The sequence below is a fragment of the Pseudomonas sp. MHK4 genome, from assembly GCF_054600775.1.
The window spans coordinates 45,880-69,063 of sequence record NZ_BAAIAK010000004.1; the positions used below are offsets into that span (position 1 = coordinate 45,880).

Here is a 23,184-nt window from a genome sequence, read left to right on the forward strand (position 1 = left end):
GCGAGCAAGCTCGCTCCTACAGAGAATGTGCGAGCCAGAGCTGCATGAACAAAATGGAATATGAAAGTGAATAAAAGATATTGTTCGGGAATAAAAAATCCCGGTATTGTCCGCGTCACGCCAGCGATAGCACTTCACTGGCACTTAAATACTAGCCGTCGCCACAAGCGACCGTGATTTTCGATAAGGACACTGCATGAAAAAGGTTCTGTTGTTCACCGCACTGGCGGCTGCCCTGACTGCGGGCCTGGCCCAGGCTGGCGAGAAACTGGTGGTGGCGGCAACCCCGGTTCCACACGCCGAGATTCTTGAACTGATCAAGCCAACCCTCGCCAAAGAAGGCGTGGACCTGGAAATCAAAGTCTTCACCGACTACGTTCAGCCCAACGTACAGGTCGACCAGAAGCGTCTGGACGCCAACTACTTCCAGACCCTGCCGTACCTGAAAAGCTTCAACGAAGGCAAAGGCACCAACCTGGTGACCGTGATCGGTGTTCACGTCGAACCCTTCGGTGGCTACTCGAAGAAAGTCAAAACCCTGGCCGAGCTCAAAGACGGCGCGACCATTGCCATTCCAAACGAAGGCAGCAACAGCGGCCGTGCCCTGATCCTGCTGCAGAAGGCTGGCCTGATCGAATTGAAAGACCCGAAAAACGCCGTGTCCACGCCAAAAGACATCGCCAAGAACCCGCACAACTTCAAGTTCAAAGAGCTTGAGTCGGCCATGTTGCCGCGCGTGCTGGATCAGGTCGACCTGGACATGATCAACACCAACTACGCGCTGGAAGCGGGCCTGAACCCTGCCAAAGACGCGCTGATCATTGAAGGTTCGGATTCGCCTTACGTGAACTTCCTGGTAGCCCGTCCAGACAACAAGGACAGCGCCGCCATCCAGAAGCTGGCCAAGGCATTGACCAGCCCCGAAGTGAAAGCCTTCATCGAGAAGAAGTACAGCGGCGCGGTACTGCCAGCGTTCTGATTCGCGAGGTAAACCCCTTCAAGGTTTCCAACGCCGACGGCTGATAAAGCGTCGGCGTGATCGTTTCCACGCAGAGCGTGGGAACGATCAATCCACACACACACTAGCAGTTCTGCTAGTCGCCTTGACCCTTCTGCTGGCGCAAGCTCCATACATCGGCAAGAGGGTATTCATGATGCGATCAACGCAATTGTGTCGCTATCGCTATGACGCACTGGACCAACTGATCGGGCGCGAGCCAGCCGGGCAGGAAAAGCTGCAACGATTGTACCGTCGCGAGCATCTGGTGACCGAGCTGCAGGGACAGGCCAGCCTGCATGTGTTCCAGCACGACAAGCAACTGCTGGGGCTGCAATCACGTCTGGGTAATGCGCTTAACCAACAGTTGCTGGCCACTGATCAGCAGCGCTCCGTGTTGCAACTGGTCGACTCCCGTGAATCGGTGCAACAGATCTACGCTCCCTACGGTCACCGACATACCGAAACCGGCCTTGGCAGTTTGCCGGGTTTCAACGGCGAGGCGTTGGATCCGCTCACCGGGCATTATCTGTTGGGCAATGGCCGACGGGCGTTCAATCCAGTGCTGATGCGGTTCAACAGCCCGGATACGTTGAGTCCGTTTGATCAAGGCGGGTTGAATGCCTATGCCTATTGTCAGGGGGACCCGGTGAACTTCAGGGATCCGACGGGCCGAGCGGCCGAGCAAGACTGGCTACCCTGGCTGATCGTGGCAATGTCTGCCCTCAATCTTGTTTCGGCCGGGGTCGGGCTTTTCTCGGCAAAGCTCTCTTTTGCAGAGTCAAAAATCACCAGTGCCTTGGCCTCTGCGTCACTCTCGAAAAAAGCCAGGTATGCGGGTATGACGGGGGCTGTGACAGGATTGATTGGTGGCGTGGCGGGGGTGACGAGGTCCACCTTGGCCGCCACGGACCCGGATAATTCCGCCCTGGATCCCCTGGTCGTCACAATGGCCGCTTTTAGCGCGTTGTCCTTTGCGGCTACTGTGACTTCGGTGTCATACAACTTTCGTGCTTACAAGATAAACAGGGCCCAAGCAGCTAAGGGGGCCAAAAGTGGGGGGGAGTTAGAAAATTATAGGATTCCCAGGGCGAGGCTTGGAAAACCGGACTGGCGTAATCGCGACATTCGAACATCGTGAGAGGTCCAGAGCCTCAGTCCGGCCAATACCACGCCGGCTCATCCAGCAGCCGCTGCCCGACAATCCCGGTTTGCCCGAGGTTTTTCTCCAGCACGATGCAGTTGCATTCCGGGTCTTCCTGCAACGCCGAAATCAATCGCCGCGCATGGGACACCACCCACACCTGACACTCCCCGGACGCGCGGATGATCAAGCGCGCCAGCGCCGGCAGCAGATCCGGATGCAGGCTGGTTTCCGGTTCGTTCAACACCATCAATGTCGGCGGCCTAGGCGTCAGCAGCGCCGCCACCAGCAGCAAATACCGCAAGGTGCCGTCCGACAACTCGGCTGCCGACAACGGTCGCAACAGTCCCTCCTGATAAAACTCGATAGCAAAACGCCCGCCGGCCAGCGGCTCGATATGCAGCCGTGCACCGGGGAATGCGTCGCTGATCGCGTTGCGCAATGCCTCGGGGTCGCCGATTTCGATGATGGTCTGCAGTGCTGCCGCCAGATCTCTACCGTCGTGGTGCAGCACCGGGGTGCGGGTACCCAGTTGTGGCTGGCGCACCGGGGCGTCGGCGTCGCTGCGAAAGTGATCGTAGAAGCGCCAGCGGCGGATGAACTCGCGCATCTCCAGCACCTCTGGCGAGGTACGCAGGCTGCCGACCTGATCGAACAGGCTGTCGAAATTCGGCGAGTGCTGCGCCAGCACGTCCCAGCTACGGTTGGCGCGAGCGCGGATCAATGGGCCGTCGCGATCCACCAGCAGGCTCGCTGGACGATAGAACGGCCCGGCCCACAGACACTCGCGCTTGATTTGCGGGTCGAGGCTGAACCGTGAAGGAATGGGTAAAGGATGCCCGGGCAGCATGAAGTGACCATTGGAGTCGGGCAACCCCAGGCTGATCGAGTAACCGAAGTCTTCCCCGGAGAATCCCAGTCGCAGACGTTTCACGCCCTTGGGCACCGTCGCCTCGATCGGCACTTCGCCATTGCGCATGCGTCGGGTGATGGTTTCCGGGCCGGCCCAGAAGGTCGAATGGAGGCCACCTTCGCGGGCCAATGCATTGACTACACCGCCCTGGGCGGTTTCCGCCAGCAGGCGCAGTGCGCGATAGAGATTGGATTTGCCACTGCCGTTGGGCCCTGTAATCAGGTTCAGCCGATCCAGCGGGATGACCAATTTGTTGATCGAGCGGTAATTGGCCACCGCGAGGGTTTTAAGCATGAGCTTCTCACTGATCATTTTGACGGCGCAGAGAACATAGCGGTCTTGACCGGTCGCAGCAAACTCGTGGGGAATGCTGTGTTATATCGCCGCGTCTTGCGTTTGAATACCTAGCAGTTCTGATAGGTATCTTGATCCATCTCGCCAGGGCAAAGTAATGACTTTGCGAGGTTCTGTTGATGAACACGTTAAAAAATTGTTCATATCGGTACGACGCCTTGGATTCGCTGGTCGCCATTGAGCCTGTCGGCGGGGAAAAGCGGCAACGGTTCTACGCCCGTGAGCAACTGGTTACCGAGCTTCAGGGGCAGTCCAGTCAGAGCGTGCTCCAGCACGGCAAACAATTGCTTGCGCTGCAATCTCGCCAAGGTCATGACGTCCAAAGTGGATTGTTGGCTACTGATCAACAACGGTCTGTCTTGGGGGTTATCGAGCCTGGCGGGGCTGTGCGTCAAGCCTATGCACCCTACGGTCATCGCTGGGTCGAAAGTGGCCCAGGCAGCCTCCTGGGGTTTGCCGGCGAAGCGGTCGATCCGGGTACCGGGCATTACTTGCTGGGCAATGGGCACCGGGCGTTCAACCCAGTGCTGATGCGTTTCAACAGTCCAGACCGCTTGAGTCCGTTTGGACGGGGTGGGTTGAATCCGTATGGGTATTGTCTGGGGGATCCGGTGAACTTCAGCGATCCGACTGGGCGGTTTGCCGATATTGCCAAGCTATTAACAAGCGTGTTCAGTGTGGGGAGCGCGCGAATCGTCATGTCCCCTGCCATTCCCTACAAATTGGCAAAAGACGCTTTGCAATGGGGCGCGGCAAGCCAGTTGCCGTTCAAGCACACCTTCGGTGCTGCAAGTGCTGTCGTTGGCGGAGCCACGACTCTGGTTTCAGCATTGACCGGGGTGGCCAGTGCCGTCGCGAGCGTTACCGGGGATTCTGAGAGCGCACGAATACTGGGGTTCGTTGCGTTGGGCCTGGGCGCGCTGACGGTTACCGCAAGAGTGGGCTCACTGTGGGCAACACGTGATCCCAAGACCATTCCATCGTTGAAGGGTTTTGTCGAGCGCCACAAGCCTGTGAAGACAACCGGTGAGACACCGCCGGCTTCACCTGCTCTTCTAAATGCGGCGCAAGCTGATTCGACGGGGGGGCCACGAACGAGCTTTGCCTTTCCACGCACGACTCAAAATAATAGTGGTACCCGCCGAGTCGCCAAGATTCGTCGCAACTCCGTGTAACCACAAGCCAGTACTTTTTCACGTCGTGATCCTGATGCTGCAAGGATTACCGCATTGCCTGCGGTTTTTTGCCGCTGCCGAGTGCACCCTTGCAACCCTGTTCTAAGCTCTCATCGTATTCGTCTCGCGCACCCGTTCAACGCAAAGGAGTCTGCATGGCTGTTCCCGGATTGAAAATAGCGCTTGGCTTGAGCCTCCTGGCTTTGCTGAGTGCTTGCGACAAAGAAAAACCGCTTCCCGAACACCTGCCACGGGTCTTCGTACAAGTCGTGGAACCCGCAAATTTCGCGCCTTCGGTAACCCTGACCGGTGACGTCCAGGCGCGTGTACAAACCGAGCTGTCTTTCCGCGTCGGCGGCAAGATCATCCAGCGCTCGGTCGACGTCGGTGACCGGGTAACGGCCAAGCAGGTATTGGCCCGCCTCGACCCCAAGGATTTGCAGACCAATGTCGATTCGGCCCAGGCGCAAGTGGTCGCCCAACAGGCGCTGGTCAAGCAGAACGCCGCGGCGTTCGTGCGCCAGCAAAAACTCTTGCCCAAAGGCTATACCAGCCAGAGCGAATACGACTCGGCCCAGGCTGCCTTGCGCAGCAGCGAGAGCGCGTTGAGCGCTGCCCAGGCGCAATTGGCCAACGCCAAGGATCAACTCAGCTACACGGCATTGATCGCCGATGCGCCCGGGATCATTACCGACCGCCAGGGGGAAGTCGGCCAGGTGGTGCAGGCGACGATGCCGATCTTCGGCCTGGCCCGGGACGGCGACCGGGACGCGGTGTTCAACGTCTATGAATCATTGTTGGCCGAAAAGCCGACGAATCAAACCATTGTCCTGAGTCTGCTCGATAACCCGGCCATCAAGACCACTGGCTCCGTGCGAGAAGTCACTCCTTCAGTGTCGGCCGAGTCCGGTACCGTGCAGGTCAAGGTCGGCCTCAACAGCCTGCCCGACGGCATGCAATTGGGCTCGGTGGTGAGTGCCACGGTCAGGGGGTCGGGCAAGTCGGTCATCGAGTTGCCGTGGTCGGCGCTGACCAAAAATGTCAGTGAACCCGCCGTGTGGATTGTCGACGACAAAGGGCAGGCGCAATTGCACTCGGTCACGGTCAGCCGTTACCTGACCGGCAAGGTCATCATCAATGGCGGATTGAAGGGCGGTGAAAAAGTCGTGGTCGCCGGTGGGCAATTGCTGCACCCGGGCATGGTCGTCGAAATTGCCGAAAATACCTACAAGGACCTGAGTTGGGGAGCCAAGCCATGAAGCCTTTATGGGCATTGTCCATCGGGCTGGTGTTGAGCGCCTGCTCCAAAAGCGAGCCACCGCCGGAGCCGGTACGGCCGGTGCTGTCGATCAAGATCCAGGCCTTGAACGAAGAGGACCTGGGCCGCTTCGCCGGCAGCATTCAGGCGCGCTACGAGAGCAATACCGGGTTCCGTGTGGGTGGGCGAATCGCCAGTCGCAATGTCAATGTCGGGGCCGAGGTCGAGAAAGGTACGCTGCTCGCCACCCTCGATCCATCCGACCAACAGAACCAATTGCGTTCAGCACAGGGCGACCTGGCGAAAATACAGGCACAGCTCATCAATGCGCAGGCCAGCGCCCGCAGGCAGCAAGCCTTGTTTGATCGTGGGGTCGGCTCGCAGGCTCAGCTCGATTCAGCCATCACTGACCTTAAAACCAGCCAGGCCTCCCTCGACCAGGCCCGGGCGGCAGTCAACCAGAGCAAGGACCAACTGGGCTACACCGAGTTACGCTCCGACCACAAGGCGGTGGTCACCGCGTGGAGTGCCGAGGCCGGGCAAGTGGTGACGGCGGGGCAGCAAGTGGTCACCCTGGCACAGCCGGACATCAAGGAAGCGGTGATCGACCTGCCGGACACGCTGGTCGACCAGCTGCCCAGCGACGTGGTGTTCCTGGTCGCCGCGCAACTCAACCCGGCCATCAACACCACCGCGACCATCCGTGAAATCGAACCCCAGGCGCAAAGCGCCACGCGCACCCGCCGCGCCCGCCTGTCCCTGGCTCAAACGCCAGCGGGCTTTCGCCTGGGCACGGCGATCAGCGTCACCCTGAGCTCTGCGATCAAGCCGCGCATCGAATTGCCCATCACCGCACTGCAGGAGGTCGAGGGCAAAATGCGTGTCTGGGTCATCGATCCACAGAACAAAACCGTTTCCCCCCGCGACATCAACGTGATCAGCCGCACCGACAGCACTGTGGTGCTGGCCGGCGGAGTGAAGAACGGCGAGCGGGTGGTCAGCGCCGGCGTGAACAGTCTCAAACCAGGACAACCCGTGAAATTTGACGAGGACAGTCAATGAAAGGCTCTTTCAACCTCTCCGAATGGGCCCTCAAGCATCAGTCGTTCGTCTGGTATCTGATGTTCGTCGCGTTGTTGATGGGCGTGTTCTCGTACCTGAACCTGGGTCGCGAGGAAGACCCGTCGTTCACCATCAAGACCATGGTGATCCAGACCCGCTGGCCCGGCGCGACCCAGGAAGAAACCCTCAAGCAGGTCACCGACCGCATCGAGAAAAAACTCGAAGAGCTTGATTCCCTCGACTACGTGAAAAGCTATACCCGCCCCGGCGAATCCACGGTCTACGTGTACTTGCGCGACACCACCAAGGCCAAGGACATTCCGGAAATCTGGTACCAGGTGCGCAAGAAGATCGGCGACATTCGCTACTCCTTTCCCCAGGGCATCCAGGGCCCGTCGTTCAACGACGAGTTCGGCGACGTGTTCGGCTCGATCTACGCCTTTACCGCCGACGGCTTGTCGCTGCGCCAGTTGCGCGACTACGTCGAGCAGGCGCGCGCCGATATCCGTGGTGTACCGGGCCTGGGCAAGATCGAAATGGTCGGCCAGCAGGACGAAGTGCTCTACCTGAATTTCTCGACCCGCAAGCTGGCGGCGCTGGGTATCGATGAAACCCAGGTGGTGCAGAGCCTGCAGACCCAGAACGCCGTGACACCGGCCGGGGTCATCGAAGCCGGTCCCGAGCGGATTTCCGTGCGCACGTCCGGGCAGTTCATTTCCGAGAAGGATCTGGCCAACGTCAATTTGCGTCTCAATGATCGCTTCTATCGCCTGGCCGATATCGCCGACATCCAACGGGGTTACGTCGACCCGTCGACGCCGCAGTTTCGCTTCAATGGCCAACCCGCCATCGGCCTGGCCATTGCCATGCAAAAGGGCGGCAACATCCAGGAATTCGGCAAGGCCCTGCATCAACGCATCAGCGAGCTGACGGCCAATCTGCCGGTGGGCGTCGGCGTGCACAACGTGTCCGATCAGTCTGTGGTGGTGGAAGCCGCCGTTGGCGGGTTCACCAGTGCCTTGTTCGAAGCCGTGGTGATCGTGCTGGTGGTCAGCTTCATCAGCCTCGGCGTGCGCGCAGGCCTGGTGGTGGCGTGCTCGATCCCGCTGGTACTGGCGATGGTGTTCGTGTTCATGGAATACAGCGGCATCACCATGCAGCGGATTTCCCTCGGTGCGCTGATCATCGCGCTGGGGCTGCTGGTGGATGACGCGATGATCACGGTGGAAATGATGGTCTCGCGCCTGGAGTTGGGCGAGACCAAGGAGCAGGCCGCGACCTTTGCCTACACCTCGACCGCCTTCCCGATGCTCACCGGCACCCTGGTGACGGTGGCGGGTTTCGTGCCCATTGGCCTCAACGGCAGCTCGGCCGGTGAATACACCTTCACCCTGTTTGCGGTGATTGCCGTGGCCATGCTGGTCTCGTGGGTGGTGGCGGTGCTGTTCGCCCCGGTGATCGGTGTGCACATCCTCAGCGCCAATGTGAAGCCGCACGCGGCCGAGCCTGGGCGCCTGGGGCGCGCCTTCAATGGCGGGCTGCTGTGGTGCATGCGCAATCGCTGGTGGGCGATTGGCATCACCGTGCTGATATTCGGCTTGTCGGTTGTCGGCATGCGCTTTGTGCAGAACCAGTTCTTCCCGGCCTCGGATCGCCCGGAAATCCTGGTGGACCTGAACCTGCCGCAAAACGCCTCCATCGCCGAAACCCGCAGGGCCGTGGACAAGCTTGAAGCGACCCTCAAGGGCGACCCCGACATCGTGCGCTGGAGTACCTACATCGGCCAGGGCGCGATTCGTTTCTACCTGCCCCTCGACCAGCAACTGCAGAACCCTTACTACGCACAGCTGGTGATCGTCGCCAAAGACTTCGAGACGCGCGCAGCCCTCAGCGATCGCTTGCGTGAGCGCCTGCGCCAAGACTTCGTCGGCATTGGCAGTTTTGTCCAGGCACTGGAGATGGGCCCACCCGTGGGGCGGCCGATCCAGTACCGCGTCAGCGGCCCGGACATCGACCAGGTGCGCAAGCACGCCATCGACCTGGCGACCGTGCTGGACAAGAACCCGCACATCGGCGAGATCATTTACGACTGGAACGAGCCAGGCAAAGTGCTGCGCATCGACATCGCCCAGGACAAGGCACGCCAGCTTGGCTTGTCGTCCGAAGACGTGGCGAACCTGATGAACAGCATCGTCAGCGGCTCTACCGTGACCCAGGTCGACGATGACATCTACCTGATCAACGTGGTCGGTCGCGCGGTGGACGCCGAACGGGGTTCGCCGGAAACCCTGCAGAACCTGCAGATCCTCACCCCGGGCGGCACCTCGATTCCGCTGCTGGCGTTTGCCACCGTGCGTTACGAGCTGGAGCAACCGCTGGTGTGGCGTCGCGACCGCAAACCGACGATCACCATCAAGACTGCGGTGGTCGGTGATCTCCAGCCCACCGACCTGGTGAAACTGCTCAAGCCGGACATCGATACATTCGCCGCCGCGTTGCCGGCGGGGTACAAGGTCGCCACGGGCGGTACGGTGGAGGAGAGCGCCAAGGCCCAGGGGCCAATCAACCAGGTCGTGCCGTTGATGGTGTTCCTGATGGCCACCTTCCTGATGATCCAGCTGCACAGCGTGCAGAAGATGTTCCTGGTGGCCAGCGTGGCGCCACTGGGCCTGATCGGCGTGGTGCTGGCGCTGGTGCCGACCGGCACGCCGATGGGCTTCGTGGCGATCCTCGGCATCCTGGCGCTGATCGGCATCATCATCCGCAACTCGGTGATCCTGGTGACCCAGATCGACACGTTCGTGGCGCAAGGGTCTTCACCCTGGGACGCCGTGGTGGAAGCCACCGAACACCGTCGCCGGCCGATTCTGTTGACCGCCGCGGCGGCGAGCCTGGGCATGATCCCGATTGCGCGGGAAGTGTTCTGGGGGCCGATGGCCTACGCGATGATCGGCGGGATCATCGTCGCCACTCTGCTGACGCTGCTGTTTTTGCCGGCGCTGTATGTGGCCTGGTACAGGATCCACGAGCCGAAGAAAGAAGTACAGTAAGGCGAGCGCTGCGCGCTCATCGCCAGCAGGCTGGCTCCCACAGGTGCATGCGATCAACTGTGGGAGCCAGCCTGCTGGCGATGGCGTCCGCGATGGCTAGGCAGGCTTGCGCCAGACACTCGCCAACCAAGGCTGCTGCTCCCGCGGCAGCCCCGCTGGCCGGAAATAATGCTCCAGCTCCACAAACCCCGCCTCGGTCAACAATTGCTGCCACGCCTGAAGATCGTGATACGCCCCATACCGCGGCCCGTTCCAGCCTTCCTGATTCTCGCCACGGGGATTGGAACTGAACAACACGCCACCCGGCTTCAACGCCGCGCGCAGCTGCTTCAATACCCGAGGCAACTCCTGGCGCGGGATGTGAAACAGCACCGCATTGGCAAAAATCCCGTCGAAGCGCTCCGCCGGCAAATCCAGCTTCAGGAAGTCCTGTTGCCACACCTCGCAACCGCTGTCCTCCCGGGCCATCTGCGCAAACTTCTGCGAGCCATCCAGGCCGACCGCCGTGTGGCCCATGCGCGTAAAGGTCTGCAAGTCGCGACCGGGACCGCAGCCAAAATCGAGTATGTCGAACGGCGCGTTACCCTGGATATGCCGCAACAGCGCATCGATGTTCTGGCTGACATCGTGATCACGGGTGCCTTCGCGGAAACCTTCGGCCACCGAGTTGTAATGGCCCAGGGTGGTGGACGTGATCTGTTCGAGGTCGGCGGGCGTTTGTTTCATGGTGGGCTGCGCAGGCAATTGGGATTTGTCGAATATACGCCATCAAGCCTGGGGCTGCTGCGCAGCCATTCGCTGGCAAGCCAGCTCCTACAATGGATCGCGTCGGTCATCTGTAGGCGCTGGCTTGCCAGCGATGGCAGTCTCACTGACTCAACCCTTTTTCATCCCCAAACATTCAATGGACCGATCAATCATCGCCTTGGCGATCTCCAGCAAATGCCAAACCGAAAACACCATCGCCCGGTCGGCACCCTTGAGTTGGTCGCCACATTGATACGCCGTGACCGAAGCGCAACGCAGCAGGTCGGCGACATAGAGCTGCGTGTCTTCAAAGCTCACGTCTTTGCTGACGTTGTAGAAGCGCAGTTCATCGGGCGGGGAGGGTTGGTCGCCGGTGAGGTAGAAATCAATGGCGCGGTAGAGGGCGGAACGGTCTCTGAGCAGGTCTTCAGTGATGGTTTCGTTAGTGGGGGTTTCGGGGGGTGGATCGGGGACGGATCTTTCCATTGGTAAAACTCCTGACAATTAGTTGGAGCCAACCGATATCGCGACTAAACGAATAGGGGGTGGCGGCTGCACACAGGTTAGTCGACCGGTCGCCAGGCAATACCGGCGCACCCGAGGGTGCCCTGCGCACAGCCACCATAAATTTCAGGCAATAAAAAACGCCTGAGAAAAGGTGACGCTGCGCGCCTGACGGTATCCAGGCGACTAAACCCGATCACTGATGAGCAGTGACGGACCGAGACTAACCACGGAATTTGGCAGGCGCAAGCGAGCGGAATAATCTAGGAAACGTCCTGCAAAGGAAAGGGATTTACCCTTCGGAATTGCCGAATTTCTTGTACGAAATATCGCCCATCTAGCGTTTGTTCAACCCCCGAGCCAACCGATCCCCACCCAACTGAATCACCGCCACCAACGCCACCAGCAACACAATCACCGTCAGCATGACCTGGCTGTCAAAGCGCTGATACCCATACCGGTACGCAATGTCCCCCAAACCACCCGCGCCAATCGCCCCGGCCATGGCCGATGAGTTGATCATCGTCACCAGCGTGATGGTGAAGCCCCCGACAATCCCCGGCAGCGCCTCAGGCAACAGCACATGCCAGACGATATGCCCACGTCGGCAGCCCATGGCCTGCGCCGCTTCGATCAAACCGTGATCGACCTCGCGCAGGCTGACCTCGGCGATGCGTGCAAAAAATGGCGTGGCAGCGATGGTCAGCGGCACCACCGCCGCCCAGACGCCGTAGGTGGTGCCGACGATCAACCGGGTGAACGGAATCAGCGCCACCATCAGGATCAGGAACGGAATCGAACGGAACAGGTTCACGAAGGCGCCCAGTGCACGGTTCAGCGCCGGGGCTTCGTAGATGCCACCCTTGGAACTGGTGACCAGGATCACTGCCAGCGGAATCCCCGCCAGCAGTGCGATCAACGACGACACGCCAACCATCAGGAAGGTGTCGATGAAGCCTTGCAGCAAGCGATCAAACCACATAACCCAATACCTCTACCTGTTGCGCCCATTGGCCGGCGCGATGGCGCAATTCTTCTGCTGCGAAGGATGAACCCGTCACGGCCAGCAGCAGTTGCCCCAGCGCGTGCCCCTGAATCCGTTCCACGCCGCCCTGCAACAGGCGCACGTGGCCACCGAGTGCAGCGAACAGCGCGGCAAGGTCCGGTTCGGCGTGGGCCGTTCCGGTGAATTGCAGGCGCAGTACCACCGCGTCTTCCGGGGACTGCGCTTGTTGCTGCAAGCGGCTTTGCAGTTCTGGCGGCAGGGCGTGCTGCAAGGGCGCGAGCAAGGTCTTGCTGACCTCATGCTGCGGGTTGCCGAAGACTTCCCAGACGGGCCCCTGTTCAACGATTTGCCCATGCTCAAGGACCACGACGCGGTCACAGATCTCGCGGATCACCGCCATCTCGTGGGTGATCAAAATGATGGTCAGGCCCAGGCGCTGGTTGATCTCGCGCAGCAGGCCGAGGATCGATTGCGTGGTCTCAGGGTCCAGTGCCGACGTGGCTTCGTCGCACAGCAGAATCGCCGGGTCATGCACCAGCGCGCGGGCGATGCCGACGCGCTGCTTCTGCCCGCCGGACAGTTGCGCCGGGTAAGCCTTGTGTTTGCCTTGCAGGCCCACCAGTTCCAGCAGCTCACGAACCTTCTGCTCGCGCTTTTCCTTCGGTACACCGGCGACTCTCAGCGGCAACTCGACGTTCTGCCAAACGGTCTTGGCCGACATCAGGTTGAAGTGCTGGAAGATCATGCCGATGCGCCGACGCAACGCCACCAAACGGTCTTCGTCGAACTCGCCAATGTCCACTTGATCGATCAGCACGCGACCCGAGGTCGGTTGTTCGAGGCGGTTGATTGTGCGGATCAGCGACGATTTGCCGGCGCCGCTGCGGCCGATGATGCCGAACACTTCACCGCGCTGGATCGCCAGGTCGATGCCTTGCAGCGCCGCCACCGGGCCTTGCTTGCCGTCATAGGTTTTGCCCAGGCCGACGAAGCGCACGTGGGCACGATTGAGTGCTGGGTGCAGTTCGGTCTGCTCAGCATTCTTGAGCTGCGCAATGTCCAGTCGCAGTTGCGTGGCAGCTGTCATGTTCAGCTCTCCCAACCGGCTTGGTAGAGCTTGCCGTGGGCTTTATCCAGGGCTGCGCGAACGGCTGGCGAGTGTTGGTAGATGTCGACGAACTTGATCAGGCGCGGGTCGGTTTTGCTTTTCGGCTGGATCACGAACTGGATCACGTATTCCTTGTGGTCGAGGCCGTCGAACAGCAGGGCAGAGCCGGCATCGAAGGTTTTCGCCAGGCGGATATAGGCCGGGTAGCCCTGGACCAGGTCGGCGTCGTCATAGGCGCGCACCAGTTGCACGGCTTCGACTTGGAGGATTTTGATTTTCTTCGGGTTGGCGATGATGTCTTCTTCGGTGGCCTTGTAGCCGACCCCCGGTTTGAGCGTGATCAACCCGGCCTTGGCCAGCAGCTGCAAGCCACGGCCGCTGTTGATCGGGTCGTTGGCGATGGCCACGCTGGCGCCTTGTGGCAGCTCGTCGAAGCTTTTGTATTTCTTCGAATAGAGGCCGACGTTGTTGATGATCCCCGGGGCGAAGGGCACCAGGTCAAAGCCGGAGGCGTTCCTGGCGTTTTCCAGGAACGGGATGTGCTGGAAGTAGTTCACGTCGATGTCGCCGGCGGCGAGGCTGACGTTGGGGGCGATCCAGTCGGTGAACTCTACGAGCTCGACTTTCAGGCCTTGTTTGTTGGCTTCTTCTACTGCCGCTTCCAGGGGAATGGCGAAGGCGGCGGTGGTGCCGATTTTCAGTGGCGCGTCGGCGGCGAACAGCGCAGAGCTGAACAGGCCGAGGGCCAGGGCCAGTGCTTTGACTGGGTTAGAGAGGTGGTGCTTGGTCATGATGGTTTTTCCAGTCAGGGCATAAGATTTATGGTGTTTGTCAGGGCCTCATCGCTGGCAAGCCAGCTCCTACAGGGTTTTGTGAACGCCACAGATCCCCTGTAGGAGCTGGCTTGCCAGCGAAGCTTTTAGCGTCGAAACGCCGAACCCGTGTGTTGCTCAGGCAAATGCGCCTCGCCGTGAAACAGCTTTTCGCGCAATGACCCGTCGTCATAAGCGGTCTTGTACGAGCCACGACGTTGCAGCTCCGGAATCACCAGCTCAATGAAATCCACATAGCTTTCCGGAGTGACGATCCGCGTCAGGTTGAAGCCGTCCAGGCCGGTTTCGGCGATCCACGACTCCAGTTCGTCAGCGACTCGCCCGGGCGAGCCGACCACGGTGATGTAGCGTCCGCCGAGGGCGTGTTGCTCAAGCAATTTGCGGCGGGTCCAGTCGTTGTTCTGCAGGTTTTTGGTGGCGGACTGGATCGCGTTGCTCTTGACGTACTGGATCGGTTCGTCGATGGCGTACTCGGAAAAATCGATCCCGGTGGACGCCGAAAAATGCGCCACCCCGGCCTCGGCGCTGGCGTAGCTCAGGTATTCGGCATGCTTGGTCCACGCCAGCTCCTCAGTGGCGCCGACGATCACGTTCAGGCCCATGAACACCTTGATGTCCTCGGGATTGCGCCCGGCCTCGACGGCACTGGCGCGTACCTTGTCCACCTGCACCCTGGTCGACGCCTTGGTCTGCCCGCTGATGAAGACGCACTCGGCATGCCGCCCGGCAAACAGCACACCACGATCGGAACTGCCGGCCTGGAACAGCACCGGCGTGCGCTGCGGCGAGGGTTCGCACAGGTGATAGCCCTCGACCTGATAGAACTCGCCCTTGTGCTCGACCTTGTGCACTTTTTCCGGTTGTGCGTAGATCCGTTGCTGTGGATCGTTGAGCACCGCGCCGTTTTCCCAGCTGCCTTCCCAGAGTTTGTACAGCACCTCCAGGTATTCATCGGCCTGGTCGTAACGGCGGTCGTGCTCGACCTGCTCGCTCAGGCCCATGGCCTTGGCGGCGCTGTCGAGGTAGCCGGTGACGATGTTCCAGCCCACCCGACCGCGACTCAGGTGATCCAGCGTCGACATGCGCCGGGCGAACAGATACGGCGGTTCGTAGGTGAGGTTGGCGGTGAGGCCGAAACCGAGGTTTTTGGTCACGGCGGCCATGGCCGAGACCAGCAGCAGCGGGTCGTTGACCGGCAGCTGGATCGATTCTTTGAGCGGCACGTCAACCGAGTTCTGGTAGACGTCGTAAACACCTACGATGTCGGCGATGAACAATCCGTCGAACAGCCCGCGCTCGAGCAGTTGCGCCAGCTCGGTCCAGTACTCGATGGTCTTGTACTGGGTCGAGGTGTCCCGCGGATGCGTCCACAGGCCATGGTTGATGTGCCCGATGCAGTTCATGTTGAACGCGTTGAGCAGGATCTTCTTTTTCGCGTCGGCCATCAGATGGTCCCCCGCAGCGGCGGGTTTTCATCGTTGAGGTAGTAGTTGCCGACCGCGTGGTATTTCCAGCGCACCGGGTCGTGCAGCGTGTGCACCCGGGCGTTGCGCCAGTGGCGATCCAGGCCGTGCTCGATCAGGGTGGCCTGGCTGCCGGCCAGTTCGAACAACGTGGTGCCAGCGGCGAGGGAGATTTCGGTGCTGATGGCCCGGGCTTCGGCGACGGCAATCGACGCGGCCGCGACGTTCTCGGCGTTGGTGTCGACCTGGGCCTTGTCGAGGAATTCACCGGCGCGTTCCAGCAAGGCTTCGGTGGCGTGCAGGCGAATGCTCAAATGGCCGAAGCTCTTGATGGTCAGTGGATCGTCTATGGCTTTTTCATGGGTGGCGTCGATCCACGGCCGGGTCTTGGTGCGCACGAAGTGCAGCGCATCTTCATAGGCCGCGCGGGCGATGCCGGTGTCGATGGCGGCATGGAGAATCTGCGCCAACGGGCCGACCGGGGTCGGGCGCTCAAAAGCGCTTTGGAATGGGATCACGTCTTCGGCGGCAACGTAGACATCTTCGAACACCACCGAACCGCTGCCGGTGGTGCGCTGGCCGAAACTGCTCCAGTCGTCGATCACGGTCAGGCCTTTGCTGTCGCGCGGGACGAACGCCAGTTGCTGCACGCCGTTTTCATCGATCACCGAGGTCGGGATGCGCTGCGCGTAGATCGCGCCGGTGGCGTAGAACTTGCGACCGTTGATGCGATAGCCGTCACCATCGCGAGTCAGGCGGGTGACGCGGTCGTGGGCGGTTTTGGTACCGAGTTCGGCGAGCGCATTGCCGAATCGCTGACCGGCCAATACTTCGGCGTACAGACGTATTTTCTGCTCTTCGCTGCCGTTCACACGCAGTACTTCCAGCGCGTAGAAATGATTCTGCGGGATTTGCCCGAGGGAGCCATCCGCCTGGGCGATCAGGGCGATGACTTTGGCCAGGGTGACGTTGGAGACGCCAGCGCCGCCGTATTCCTTGGGCACGCTGATGCCCCACAGGCCCGAGCGGGAAAACACTTCCAATTCCGGGTGTGGCAAACGGCGTTCGCGGTCGCGCAGGGCGCTGTCGCGTTTGAAGTCTTCGGCCAGGTCGCTGGCGACGATCAGGGCTTGCTCATCGCTGGTAATGACCGCGACGTGTTGAGAAAGGGTCATGTGTTTCTCCAGATGTCTGGTCGTCAGATCCAGGAATGGCGAGCGGGCAAAGTGCCGTTCAGGTAATAGGCGCCAACCGCGTGGTACTTCCAGCGCACCGGGTCGTGCAGGGTGTGCACCCGGGCGTTGCGCCAGTGGCGGTCGAGGTTGAATTCGGCGAGGGTGGCGCGGCTGCCGACCAGCTCGAAGAGCTTTTCGCTGGCCTGCAAAGAGATCTCGGTGGTCAGTACTTTGGCTTCGGCCACGGCAATCGAAGCGCGGGCCGCAGACTCGGCGGTGAGCGGCGCGGCGCTTACCTGGTCGAGCACCTGCCCGGCCTTGCGCAGCAGTGCTTCGGCGGCGTGCAGTTCGATTTTCAGCTTGCCGATGTCGGCGATCACGTACAGGTCATCGCCGGCCCGTTCGACGTTGGCGTCGACCCATGGCCGGGCGCGGGTTTTCACGAACTCGATGGCGTCATCGATAGCGCCACGGGCGATGCCGGCGTCGATGGCGGCCTGGATCAGTTGCGAAACCGCACCCTGGGTATTGGGTGTTTCGTTGATCTTCCAGTTATCCACCACCAGCTCGGCGTCGACCCGCACGTTGTTGAGCAAAATGGTGCCGCTCGCGGTAGTGCGCTGGCCGAAACCGGACCAGTCATCGACGATTCGCAACCCCGGCGTACCGCGACGGACGAAGGCCAGCACTTGCTTGTCGTCGTCGTTGAGTGCCTTGACCGCGACCCAGTGCGCGAACAGTGCGCCGGTGGAATAAAATTTCTGCCCGTTGAGGACAAAACCATCGCCGTCGGCGGTGATGCGCGCCTTGAGTTCCAGGGTGTTTTTAGCTCCGCGCTCCGGGCCGGCATTACCGATTCGCCAGCCTTCCAGCACGCTTTTGAACAGCTGTTTTTTCTGCGCCTCGGTGGCGCTGCCGAGCACCAGGTTGAGAATGCCGAACTGGTTTTGCGGAATCTGCCCCAGGGCCGGGTCCGCCGCGGAAATGATCGCGAACACCTCGGCCAGAGTGACGAATGAAACCTGTGGGCCGCCGTACTCGCGGGGAATGGCGATGCTGCCCAGGCCACTTCGGGTGAATTGTTCAATTTCCGACCATGGCAGCTTGCGCTGCTGGTCGCGCCGGGCTGCTTGCAGGCGAGCGACTTGCGCCAGCTCATGGGCGGCCTTGATGGCTTGGGCGTCGCTGCGCAGCACTTGCGCGGGCAACAACAAGGGGGCGATGTCCAGGTCACTCTGGACGATTGCATCAGCCAGACTGGACATCAGTGCCGCTCCTTGGCTACACGCAATGCCCTGGCGATCTGCACTGGGGTGATTGTGTTCCGGACCATACCTACCTCACATCTCATGGAAACGCCGCGGGGTGCGGCGAACGAAAACAAGAATGTCCGGTGGTCCGGTCCATATACCCTAAACGTGTATAAATATTTTTTGAACTAACTTTTAGGAATATGTATAGAAGGTCAAAAGATCGCAGCCTGCGGCAACTCCAACAGGGGGGTGGCGTACGCCTGTAGGAGCTGCCGCAGGCTGCGATCTTTTGATTTCAAAGCAGGGGTTGTTCTTTCTTCGGTATTTTCAGGTAAGGATTGGCGCAACCAATCTTCAACGCCCGCGCTGGCGCCCAGCGCGAGTTGTTGCCTACGCGGTCGAGGATGCAGTAAGTCACCTCCAGGCGCAGGTCTTCGCCGGCTTCGAGAATGATTGCCGGTGGTACCCAGACCTGGATCGGCTGGCCCACATCACTCTCTTTGAGTGGCGGCAAGTCCATGCGGGCATCGCCCCAGCGCAGGGTGATTTCGTCATCGCCGGCCATGTTCAAGTACGGCTCGATGGTCACGGGCACGCCGCGCTTGATCTGGTTGGGGTTCACCCCCTGCCGGCAAATCGTTCCGGGAAGTTTTACCGGTGCCAGGCTCTGGTTCTCGTCGCCACTGTGCGCAGACGGCTGGCCACCGGGGCACTCGAGTTTGGACTGCACGCGCCGGGCGGGCGATACGATCGGGGCTTGTCCTATTTGCATGATTCGATAGTGAACACGAGAAGAGCCGCTGGCGATAAAGCTCTCGGGTACCCGCAGCTGAACGGGTTGGCCGATCTCCTTGGCCTTCAGGACCCTGGAGGCGACGTAGCAGTTGTCCCAGAACAGTTCGATCAGGTCGCCTTCATCCATCCCGGGGTAGGGCGGCACCTCGATCAGCAAGTGCGACGCCGAGGCGAGGTTGATCCCGGCCTTGTGAGACTGCGCCAGTCTCGGGGCGGCTAGTTCTATTTTGTTTGAAGTGCTTGTCATGGAAGTCTCCTAGAAATTTTGCAATGAAATCCGTTTCGGAAAACAACAGCAAAACTGTTCATTACTTTGAATTGAAATAATGATTTGGCGTGATCAGTGCCGCTGGCAGGAGACTAGATAAGAGTGTGCTGGAGTCGGTGTCAATAGAGTGGATTAGTTAAGTTGAAGAATGGATGTAATTCAGAAAACTCCTACGCATTGAAGTTAATAAGCCGTTCCGATGAGTCGACTTTACCTGCTCAAGGCGCCGTTTTTTGAGGGGCTGGCGCAATTTATGGGGCCGCGATGCGCTTGGATGTCCAGTCGGCAAAACTGTTGCGCAATACATATATGTATCGAGCGCGCTGACAAGATGTGCTTGTCGTGGGCATATATTTAATTATGTAAAAGTTAGAAGTTGTTCAGGAAGAGTGGCACTTCCATCCATGGAAGTTGACCGATGTCGCGAGGGTTTTAGTTGTGGGCGTTATTCAGGAATTTACTGAGAAACTGTTTCGTGCGTTCTTCCTTGGGGTTGGCAAACAACGCCTTGGCTTCGCCCTGTTCGACGATCACGCCCTTGTCGAAAAACACCACACGATTAGCCACGTCGCGGGCAAAACCCATTTCGTGGGTGACGATGACCATGGTGCGATTCTCTTCGGCCAGGCTGCGGATGGTCGCCAGCACTTCGCCCACCAGCTCCGGGTCGAGCGCCGAGGTCGGTTCATCGAACAGGATCACTTCCGGCTCCATCGCCAGCGCGCGGGCAATCGCCACGCGCTGTTGCTGACCACCGGAAAGGCGGCGCGGGTAAGCGTCTTCCTTGCCTGCCAGACCGACCCTGGCCAACAACTTTTTACCCAGGGCAACGGCATCGGCGTGCGCGATCTTCTTGACGATGATCGGGCCTTCGATAACGTTTTCCAGGGCGGTGCGGTGGGGGAACAGGTTGAAGTTCTGGAACACGAAGCCCACGTGCTGGCGCAAACGGCGCACCAGGCTCTGTTGCTGGTTCAGCGGGCGGCTGGTATCGATCTCGATGTCGCCGACCTTGATCCGGCCGCTGGTGGGTTCTTCGAGGAAGTTCAGGCAGCGCAGGAAGGTGGTCTTGCCCGAGCCGCTTGGCCCGATGATCGCCACCACCTCGCCTTCCTTCACTTGCAGATCGATGCCGTTGAGCACGACTTGACCCTTGAACTGCTTTGTCAGTTTTTCCACGACAATCATGGGGTCAGGACTCCTGGTCGTGCCGGTTGACCCGTGCTTCGAGCTGGTTCTGCAGGTGCGACAGCACCGTGGCCAGGACCCAGTAGATCAGCGCGGCGGCAAGGTACATGGTGAACACTTCGAAGGTTCGGGCGGTAATCAGCTGCGCCTGGCGGAACAGTTCCGGCACCTGGATGGTCGCCGCCAGCGCGGTGTCCTTGACCAGCGAAATGAAGCTGTTGCCCAGCGGTGGCAATGCCGTGCGCATGGCTTGCGGCAGGATGGCCCGGCGCAGTGTCTGCGCGCGGGTCATGCCAATACTGGCGGCAGCTTCCCACTGGCCGCGTTCGATGGAGCTGATCGCGGCGCGCAGGATTTCACAGGCGTAAGCGGCCATGTTCAGCGAGAAGCCGATCATCGCCGCCGGAATTGGATCGAGCTCCATGCCCAATTGCGGCAAGCCGTAATAGATCACGAACAGTTGCACCAGCAACGGCGTGCCGCGAAAGAACGACACGTAGATGCGGGCGATCCAGCTCACCAGCTTGAAGCGCGACAGGCGCATCAGTGCCAGGCCAAAGCCCAGCACGAACCCGAAGAACATCCCGCCGAGGCTCAAGATGACCGTGTAGTACGCGCCCTTGAGCAGAAAGGGCGCGGACTCTATTGCGAGTTGAAAAGCTTCTTCCATTATTGAGTGACGTCAGCGCTGAAGTATTTTTCCGAAAGCTTTTTCAGCGTACCGTCGGCGCGCAGCTTGTCGATGGCCTTGTTCACGGCTGCCAGCAGTTCAGGCTCACCTTTGCGCAGGGCAATGCCGGCTTCCTGGCGGGAGAACGCTTCGCCGGCGGCGGTGGTGTCCTTGGCTTTCTTGGCGTATTCCAAGGCGGCCAGGCGGTCGATCAGGATGGCGTCGATACGGCCGACACGCAGGTCCTGGAACTTGGTCGGATCGTCTTCGTAGGTGCGCACGTCAGCGGTCGGCACATTGGCCTTGACCCACTGCTCGTAGTTGGTGCCCAGGCCCACGCCGACTTTCTTGCCACCCAGGTCGGCAGCGGACTTGATGTTCAACTCGGCGGCTTTCTTGGTCAGTACCAGCGCCTGAATCCCGGAAACGGTGTACGGCTCGGAGAAGTCATACTTCTTCTTGCGCTCTTCGGAGATGGTCACCTGGTTGATCACTGCGTCCAGACGCTTGGATTCCAGTGCTGCGAGGATGCCGTCCCATTTGGTCGGTTGCAGCTTGACCTTCACACCCAGCTCTTTGGCCAGGGCTTCGGAGAATTCAACTTCGAAGCCGGTCAGTTTGCCGTCGGCGTCGACGAAGCTGAACGGTGGGTAGGTGCCTTCCAGGCCGACGTTGATCACGCCTTTGTCCTTGATTTGTTGCAGCTGCTCACCGGCCACGGCCTGGCCAATCAGGCCGGCACTGAGAACCAGGCCCAGCGAACCCACCAGCAGATTTCGACGTAGTGCGGAAAAATTCATGACAAGCCCCTGTGTTTTCTTATGGAAGACGCTTAAGGAAAGTTGGCAAATTCGGGATTTGGACGACTGCGATATCCTGCCCTAAAGCAGCGTATGCGTCTCGCTGCAAATTCGCCTGCGGCGTGACTATATGATGGCGCTTTTAGATTAGAAAATAATAAATTCTATTTTTGTTATTCTTTAATTATATATGTATTGGGCAAACCGATTTCGCTGGCAAGCCAGCTCCTACAGGAGCTGGCGAAGGCGGCGATTTGATCTTCAACCCTTACAAAAAGCTCGTATAGGCAAACAACGCCGGCGCCCCGCCGGTGTGCAGGAAGATGATCGGACCCTCATCGAAACGCGAACGCCCGATCCCGTCCAGCAACCCCGCCATGGCCTTGCCAGTGTAGACCGGGTCCAGCAACAGGCCTTCCTGACCGGCCACCAGTTTCACCGCTGCCAGGGTCCCGGCATTGGGTTCGCCATAACGTGGCGCGAAATACTCGTCCCACAATTCGACCTTGAAGCTCGCTGGCAACGTCACCCCCAGCAGCTCGGCGGTACGCTCGGCCAGGCCCTGGACCTTTGGCCGCTGATCTTCATCGCTGCGTGAAACCGTGACGCCGATAACTGGCAAATCCGGCAACGCTTCGCTCAACGCCAATGCCAGGCCGCTGTGTGTTCCGGCGCTGCCCGAGGCGAGGACGACGGCGGCAAAATTCAGCCCGGTATCCTTGATCTGCTCGGCCAGTTCCAGCCCGGCTCGCACATAACCCAGGGCGCCCAGTGCATTCGAACCACCGATCGGCACCAAGTAAGGCTTCTTGCCGTTGCTGCGCAGGCGGGCGGCCAGGGCGTGCAATTGCTCGTCGGCGTTATCCAGGTTCTCGACCAGTTCAACCTTGGCATCGAAGAGGTCCAGCAACAACCGATTGCCATTGCCGACGTAGTTGGCGTCGTCGGTGCCCAGCGGGTTTTCCAGCAGGGCCACGCAGCCAAGACCCAGCTTGGCGGCAATGGCCGCGGTCTGGCGTACATGGTTGGACTGCAGCGCCCCCGCTGTGATCAAGGTATCAGCGCCCTGGGCCAGGGCATCGGCCGCCAGGTATTCGAGTTTGCGCAGCTTGTTGCCGCCCATCGCCAGTGGGGTCAGGTCATCGCGTTTGACGTAGACGTCGCGCCCCAGCCAGGCCGACAGGCGTTCTAGTTTTTCCAGGGCGGTGGGCTGACCGAGCAGGTCGAGACGGTTAAAGCGGGCAAGCTGTTGTTTGATCATGGGTCCGTACTGGCGGTGAAAGGTCTCTGGACTATAGGCACGCCACTTTGTCGGGGCAACCGCCAATCGCTTATAGCCGATTGTAATTACGACAGCACAATTGGTTCTTAATTTGGCTTGCCGGCCTTGCCGTAAAGTAATCGCCGTCAGTGCGGCCAGA

General features: G+C 60.1%; 20 protein-coding genes. 6 read left to right on the forward strand and 14 right to left on the reverse strand.

From position 1 onward, the window contains the following. The first annotated feature begins 196 nt into the window (after nucleotides 1-196). Together ACYP2Q_RS12115 and ACYP2Q_RS12120 are read left to right on the forward strand one after the other, a co-directional pair. A complete protein-coding gene (locus tag ACYP2Q_RS12115) occupies nucleotides 197-979 on the forward strand; it encodes a MetQ/NlpA family ABC transporter substrate-binding protein (RefSeq protein ID WP_323626532.1) in 783 nt (260 codons plus the stop codon). 172 nt (nucleotides 980-1,151) lie between these two features. Further along, nucleotides 1,152-2,138: an RHS repeat-associated core domain-containing protein gene (locus ACYP2Q_RS12120; protein WP_459730672.1), complete on the forward strand. Its 987-nt coding sequence runs from the start codon at nucleotides 1,152-1,154 to the stop codon at nucleotides 2,136-2,138. A gap of 13 nt (nucleotides 2,139-2,151) precedes the next feature. On the opposite strand, the gene ACYP2Q_RS12125 is transcribed toward ACYP2Q_RS12120, so the two are convergent. Further along, the gene (locus tag ACYP2Q_RS12125) at nucleotides 2,152-3,348 is read right to left on the reverse strand and encodes an AAA family ATPase (RefSeq protein ID WP_459730673.1); all 1,197 of its coding nucleotides are present in this window, start codon (nucleotides 3,346-3,348) and stop codon (nucleotides 2,152-2,154) included. A gap of 179 nt (nucleotides 3,349-3,527) precedes the next feature. Here ACYP2Q_RS12125 and ACYP2Q_RS12130 point away from each other — a divergent pair, with 179 nt between their 5' ends. The 4 genes from ACYP2Q_RS12130 to ACYP2Q_RS12145 all read left to right on the forward strand — a co-directional run bounded on the left by ACYP2Q_RS12130 (nucleotide 3,528) and on the right by ACYP2Q_RS12145 (nucleotide 9,953). Continuing rightward, nucleotides 3,528-4,583 carry an RHS repeat-associated core domain-containing protein gene (locus ACYP2Q_RS12130; protein ID WP_459730674.1) on the forward strand — a complete coding sequence of 352 codons (1,056 nt, stop codon included), beginning with the start codon at nucleotides 3,528-3,530 and terminating at the stop codon, nucleotides 4,581-4,583. A 155-nt stretch (nucleotides 4,584-4,738) separates the two neighbouring features. After that, nucleotides 4,739-5,842, forward strand: coding sequence for an efflux RND transporter periplasmic adaptor subunit (locus ACYP2Q_RS12135; RefSeq protein ID WP_459730675.1), 1,104 nt, complete (start codon nucleotides 4,739-4,741; stop codon nucleotides 5,840-5,842). Continuing rightward, entirely contained in the window at nucleotides 5,839-6,903 is a 1,065-nt protein-coding gene (locus tag ACYP2Q_RS12140) for an efflux RND transporter periplasmic adaptor subunit (RefSeq protein WP_459730676.1), read from the forward strand. Before ACYP2Q_RS12135 ends, ACYP2Q_RS12140 begins: the two co-directional genes overlap by 4 nt. Beyond that, on the forward strand, nucleotides 6,900-9,953 hold the full coding sequence (locus ACYP2Q_RS12145; protein WP_459730677.1) for an efflux RND transporter permease subunit: 3,054 nt from the start codon (nucleotides 6,900-6,902) through the stop codon (nucleotides 9,951-9,953). Before ACYP2Q_RS12140 ends, ACYP2Q_RS12145 begins: the two co-directional genes overlap by 4 nt. 96 nt (nucleotides 9,954-10,049) lie before the next feature. Here the strand turns inward: ACYP2Q_RS12145 and ACYP2Q_RS12150 are convergent, their stop codons facing one another. From ACYP2Q_RS12150 to ACYP2Q_RS12210, 13 genes are all read right to left on the reverse strand, one after another. Next, nucleotides 10,050-10,679: a class I SAM-dependent methyltransferase gene (locus ACYP2Q_RS12150; protein WP_459730678.1), complete on the reverse strand. Its 630-nt coding sequence runs from the start codon at nucleotides 10,677-10,679 to the stop codon at nucleotides 10,050-10,052. A 150-nt stretch (nucleotides 10,680-10,829) separates the two neighbouring features. Beyond that, nucleotides 10,830-11,186 (reverse strand): DUF6124 family protein, encoded by a 357-nt coding sequence (locus ACYP2Q_RS12155; protein ID WP_459730679.1) that lies wholly within the window; start codon nucleotides 11,184-11,186, stop codon nucleotides 10,830-10,832. Between the two features lie 355 nt (nucleotides 11,187-11,541). Further along, nucleotides 11,542-12,186, reverse strand: coding sequence for a methionine ABC transporter permease (locus ACYP2Q_RS12160; protein WP_459730680.1), 645 nt, complete (start codon nucleotides 12,184-12,186; stop codon nucleotides 11,542-11,544). Further along, nucleotides 12,176-13,297 (reverse strand): methionine ABC transporter ATP-binding protein, encoded by a 1,122-nt coding sequence (locus ACYP2Q_RS12165; protein WP_459730682.1) that lies wholly within the window; start codon nucleotides 13,295-13,297, stop codon nucleotides 12,176-12,178. Before ACYP2Q_RS12165 ends, ACYP2Q_RS12160 begins: the two co-directional genes overlap by 11 nt. Before the next feature lie 2 nt (nucleotides 13,298-13,299). Further along, the gene (locus ACYP2Q_RS12170; protein WP_459730683.1) at nucleotides 13,300-14,109 is read right to left on the reverse strand and encodes a MetQ/NlpA family ABC transporter substrate-binding protein; all 810 of its coding nucleotides are present in this window, start codon (nucleotides 14,107-14,109) and stop codon (nucleotides 13,300-13,302) included. Nucleotides 14,110-14,237: 128 nt separating this feature from the next. Continuing rightward, nucleotides 14,238-15,596: an LLM class flavin-dependent oxidoreductase gene (locus tag ACYP2Q_RS12175; protein WP_459730684.1), complete on the reverse strand. Its 1,359-nt coding sequence runs from the start codon at nucleotides 15,594-15,596 to the stop codon at nucleotides 14,238-14,240. Further along, nucleotides 15,596-16,789 (reverse strand): SfnB family sulfur acquisition oxidoreductase, encoded by a 1,194-nt coding sequence (locus ACYP2Q_RS12180; RefSeq protein WP_459730685.1) that lies wholly within the window; start codon nucleotides 16,787-16,789, stop codon nucleotides 15,596-15,598. The genes ACYP2Q_RS12175 and ACYP2Q_RS12180 overlap by 1 nt, the downstream gene beginning before the upstream one ends. Nucleotides 16,790-16,812: 23 nt before the next feature. Next, entirely contained in the window at nucleotides 16,813-18,054 is a 1,242-nt protein-coding gene (locus ACYP2Q_RS12185) for an SfnB family sulfur acquisition oxidoreductase (RefSeq protein WP_459730686.1), read from the reverse strand. Nucleotides 18,055-18,337: 283 nt separating this feature from the next. Next, nucleotides 18,338-19,084, reverse strand: a complete 747-nt coding sequence (locus ACYP2Q_RS12190; RefSeq protein ID WP_459730687.1) for a hypothetical protein — start codon at nucleotides 19,082-19,084, stop codon at nucleotides 18,338-18,340. 453 nt (nucleotides 19,085-19,537) lie between these two features. Then, on the reverse strand, nucleotides 19,538-20,293 hold the full coding sequence (tcyN, locus tag ACYP2Q_RS12195) for an L-cystine ABC transporter ATP-binding protein TcyN (RefSeq protein ID WP_459730688.1): 756 nt from the start codon (nucleotides 20,291-20,293) through the stop codon (nucleotides 19,538-19,540). Between the two features lie 4 nt (nucleotides 20,294-20,297). Continuing rightward, nucleotides 20,298-20,963, reverse strand: a complete 666-nt coding sequence (gene tcyL / locus ACYP2Q_RS12200; protein WP_459730689.1) for a cystine ABC transporter permease — start codon at nucleotides 20,961-20,963, stop codon at nucleotides 20,298-20,300. Continuing rightward, nucleotides 20,963-21,763: a cystine ABC transporter substrate-binding protein gene (gene tcyJ, locus ACYP2Q_RS12205; protein ID WP_459730691.1), complete on the reverse strand. Its 801-nt coding sequence runs from the start codon at nucleotides 21,761-21,763 to the stop codon at nucleotides 20,963-20,965. The genes tcyL and tcyJ overlap by 1 nt, the downstream gene beginning before the upstream one ends. A 268-nt stretch (nucleotides 21,764-22,031) precedes the next feature. Beyond that, on the reverse strand, nucleotides 22,032-23,024 hold the full coding sequence (locus ACYP2Q_RS12210) for a D-cysteine desulfhydrase (RefSeq protein ID WP_459730692.1): 993 nt from the start codon (nucleotides 23,022-23,024) through the stop codon (nucleotides 22,032-22,034). Nucleotides 23,025-23,184: the final 160 nt, after the last annotated feature.

Excerpts from the sequence above, each read along its gene's own strand:
- ACYP2Q_RS12125 (WP_459730673.1), bottom strand. The coding sequence starts at position 3,348 with ATGCTTAAAACCCTCGCGGTGGCCAATTACCGCTCGATCAACAAATTG.
- ACYP2Q_RS12115 (WP_323626532.1), top strand. The coding sequence starts at position 197 with ATGAAAAAGGTTCTGTTGTTCACCGCACTGGCGGCTGCCCTGACTGCG.
- ACYP2Q_RS12190 (WP_459730687.1), bottom strand. The coding sequence starts at position 19,084 with ATGACAAGCACTTCAAACAAAATAGAACTAGCCGCCCCGAGACTGGCG.
- ACYP2Q_RS12185 (WP_459730686.1), bottom strand. The coding sequence starts at position 18,054 with ATGTCCAGTCTGGCTGATGCAATCGTCCAGAGTGACCTGGACATCGCC.
- ACYP2Q_RS12155 (WP_459730679.1), bottom strand. The coding sequence starts at position 11,186 with ATGGAAAGATCCGTCCCCGATCCACCCCCCGAAACCCCCACTAACGAA.
- ACYP2Q_RS12170 (WP_459730683.1), bottom strand. The coding sequence starts at position 14,109 with ATGACCAAGCACCACCTCTCTAACCCAGTCAAAGCACTGGCCCTGGCC.
- tcyL (WP_459730689.1), bottom strand. The coding sequence starts at position 20,963 with ATGGAAGAAGCTTTTCAACTCGCAATAGAGTCCGCGCCCTTTCTGCTC.
- ACYP2Q_RS12175 (WP_459730684.1), bottom strand. The coding sequence starts at position 15,596 with ATGGCCGACGCGAAAAAGAAGATCCTGCTCAACGCGTTCAACATGAAC.
- ACYP2Q_RS12145 (WP_459730677.1), top strand. The coding sequence starts at position 6,900 with ATGAAAGGCTCTTTCAACCTCTCCGAATGGGCCCTCAAGCATCAGTCG.
- tcyJ (WP_459730691.1), bottom strand. The coding sequence starts at position 21,763 with ATGAATTTTTCCGCACTACGTCGAAATCTGCTGGTGGGTTCGCTGGGC.
- ACYP2Q_RS12210 (WP_459730692.1), bottom strand. The coding sequence starts at position 23,024 with ATGATCAAACAACAGCTTGCCCGCTTTAACCGTCTCGACCTGCTCGGT.
- ACYP2Q_RS12150 (WP_459730678.1), bottom strand. The coding sequence starts at position 10,679 with ATGAAACAAACGCCCGCCGACCTCGAACAGATCACGTCCACCACCCTG.
- ACYP2Q_RS12130 (WP_459730674.1), top strand. The coding sequence starts at position 3,528 with ATGAACACGTTAAAAAATTGTTCATATCGGTACGACGCCTTGGATTCG.
- tcyN (WP_459730688.1), bottom strand. The coding sequence starts at position 20,293 with ATGATTGTCGTGGAAAAACTGACAAAGCAGTTCAAGGGTCAAGTCGTG.
- ACYP2Q_RS12165 (WP_459730682.1), bottom strand. The coding sequence starts at position 13,297 with ATGACAGCTGCCACGCAACTGCGACTGGACATTGCGCAGCTCAAGAAT.
- ACYP2Q_RS12120 (WP_459730672.1), top strand. The coding sequence starts at position 1,152 with ATGATGCGATCAACGCAATTGTGTCGCTATCGCTATGACGCACTGGAC.
- ACYP2Q_RS12135 (WP_459730675.1), top strand. The coding sequence starts at position 4,739 with ATGGCTGTTCCCGGATTGAAAATAGCGCTTGGCTTGAGCCTCCTGGCT.
- ACYP2Q_RS12140 (WP_459730676.1), top strand. The coding sequence starts at position 5,839 with ATGAAGCCTTTATGGGCATTGTCCATCGGGCTGGTGTTGAGCGCCTGC.
- ACYP2Q_RS12160 (WP_459730680.1), bottom strand. The coding sequence starts at position 12,186 with ATGTGGTTTGATCGCTTGCTGCAAGGCTTCATCGACACCTTCCTGATG.
- ACYP2Q_RS12180 (WP_459730685.1), bottom strand. The coding sequence starts at position 16,789 with ATGACCCTTTCTCAACACGTCGCGGTCATTACCAGCGATGAGCAAGCC.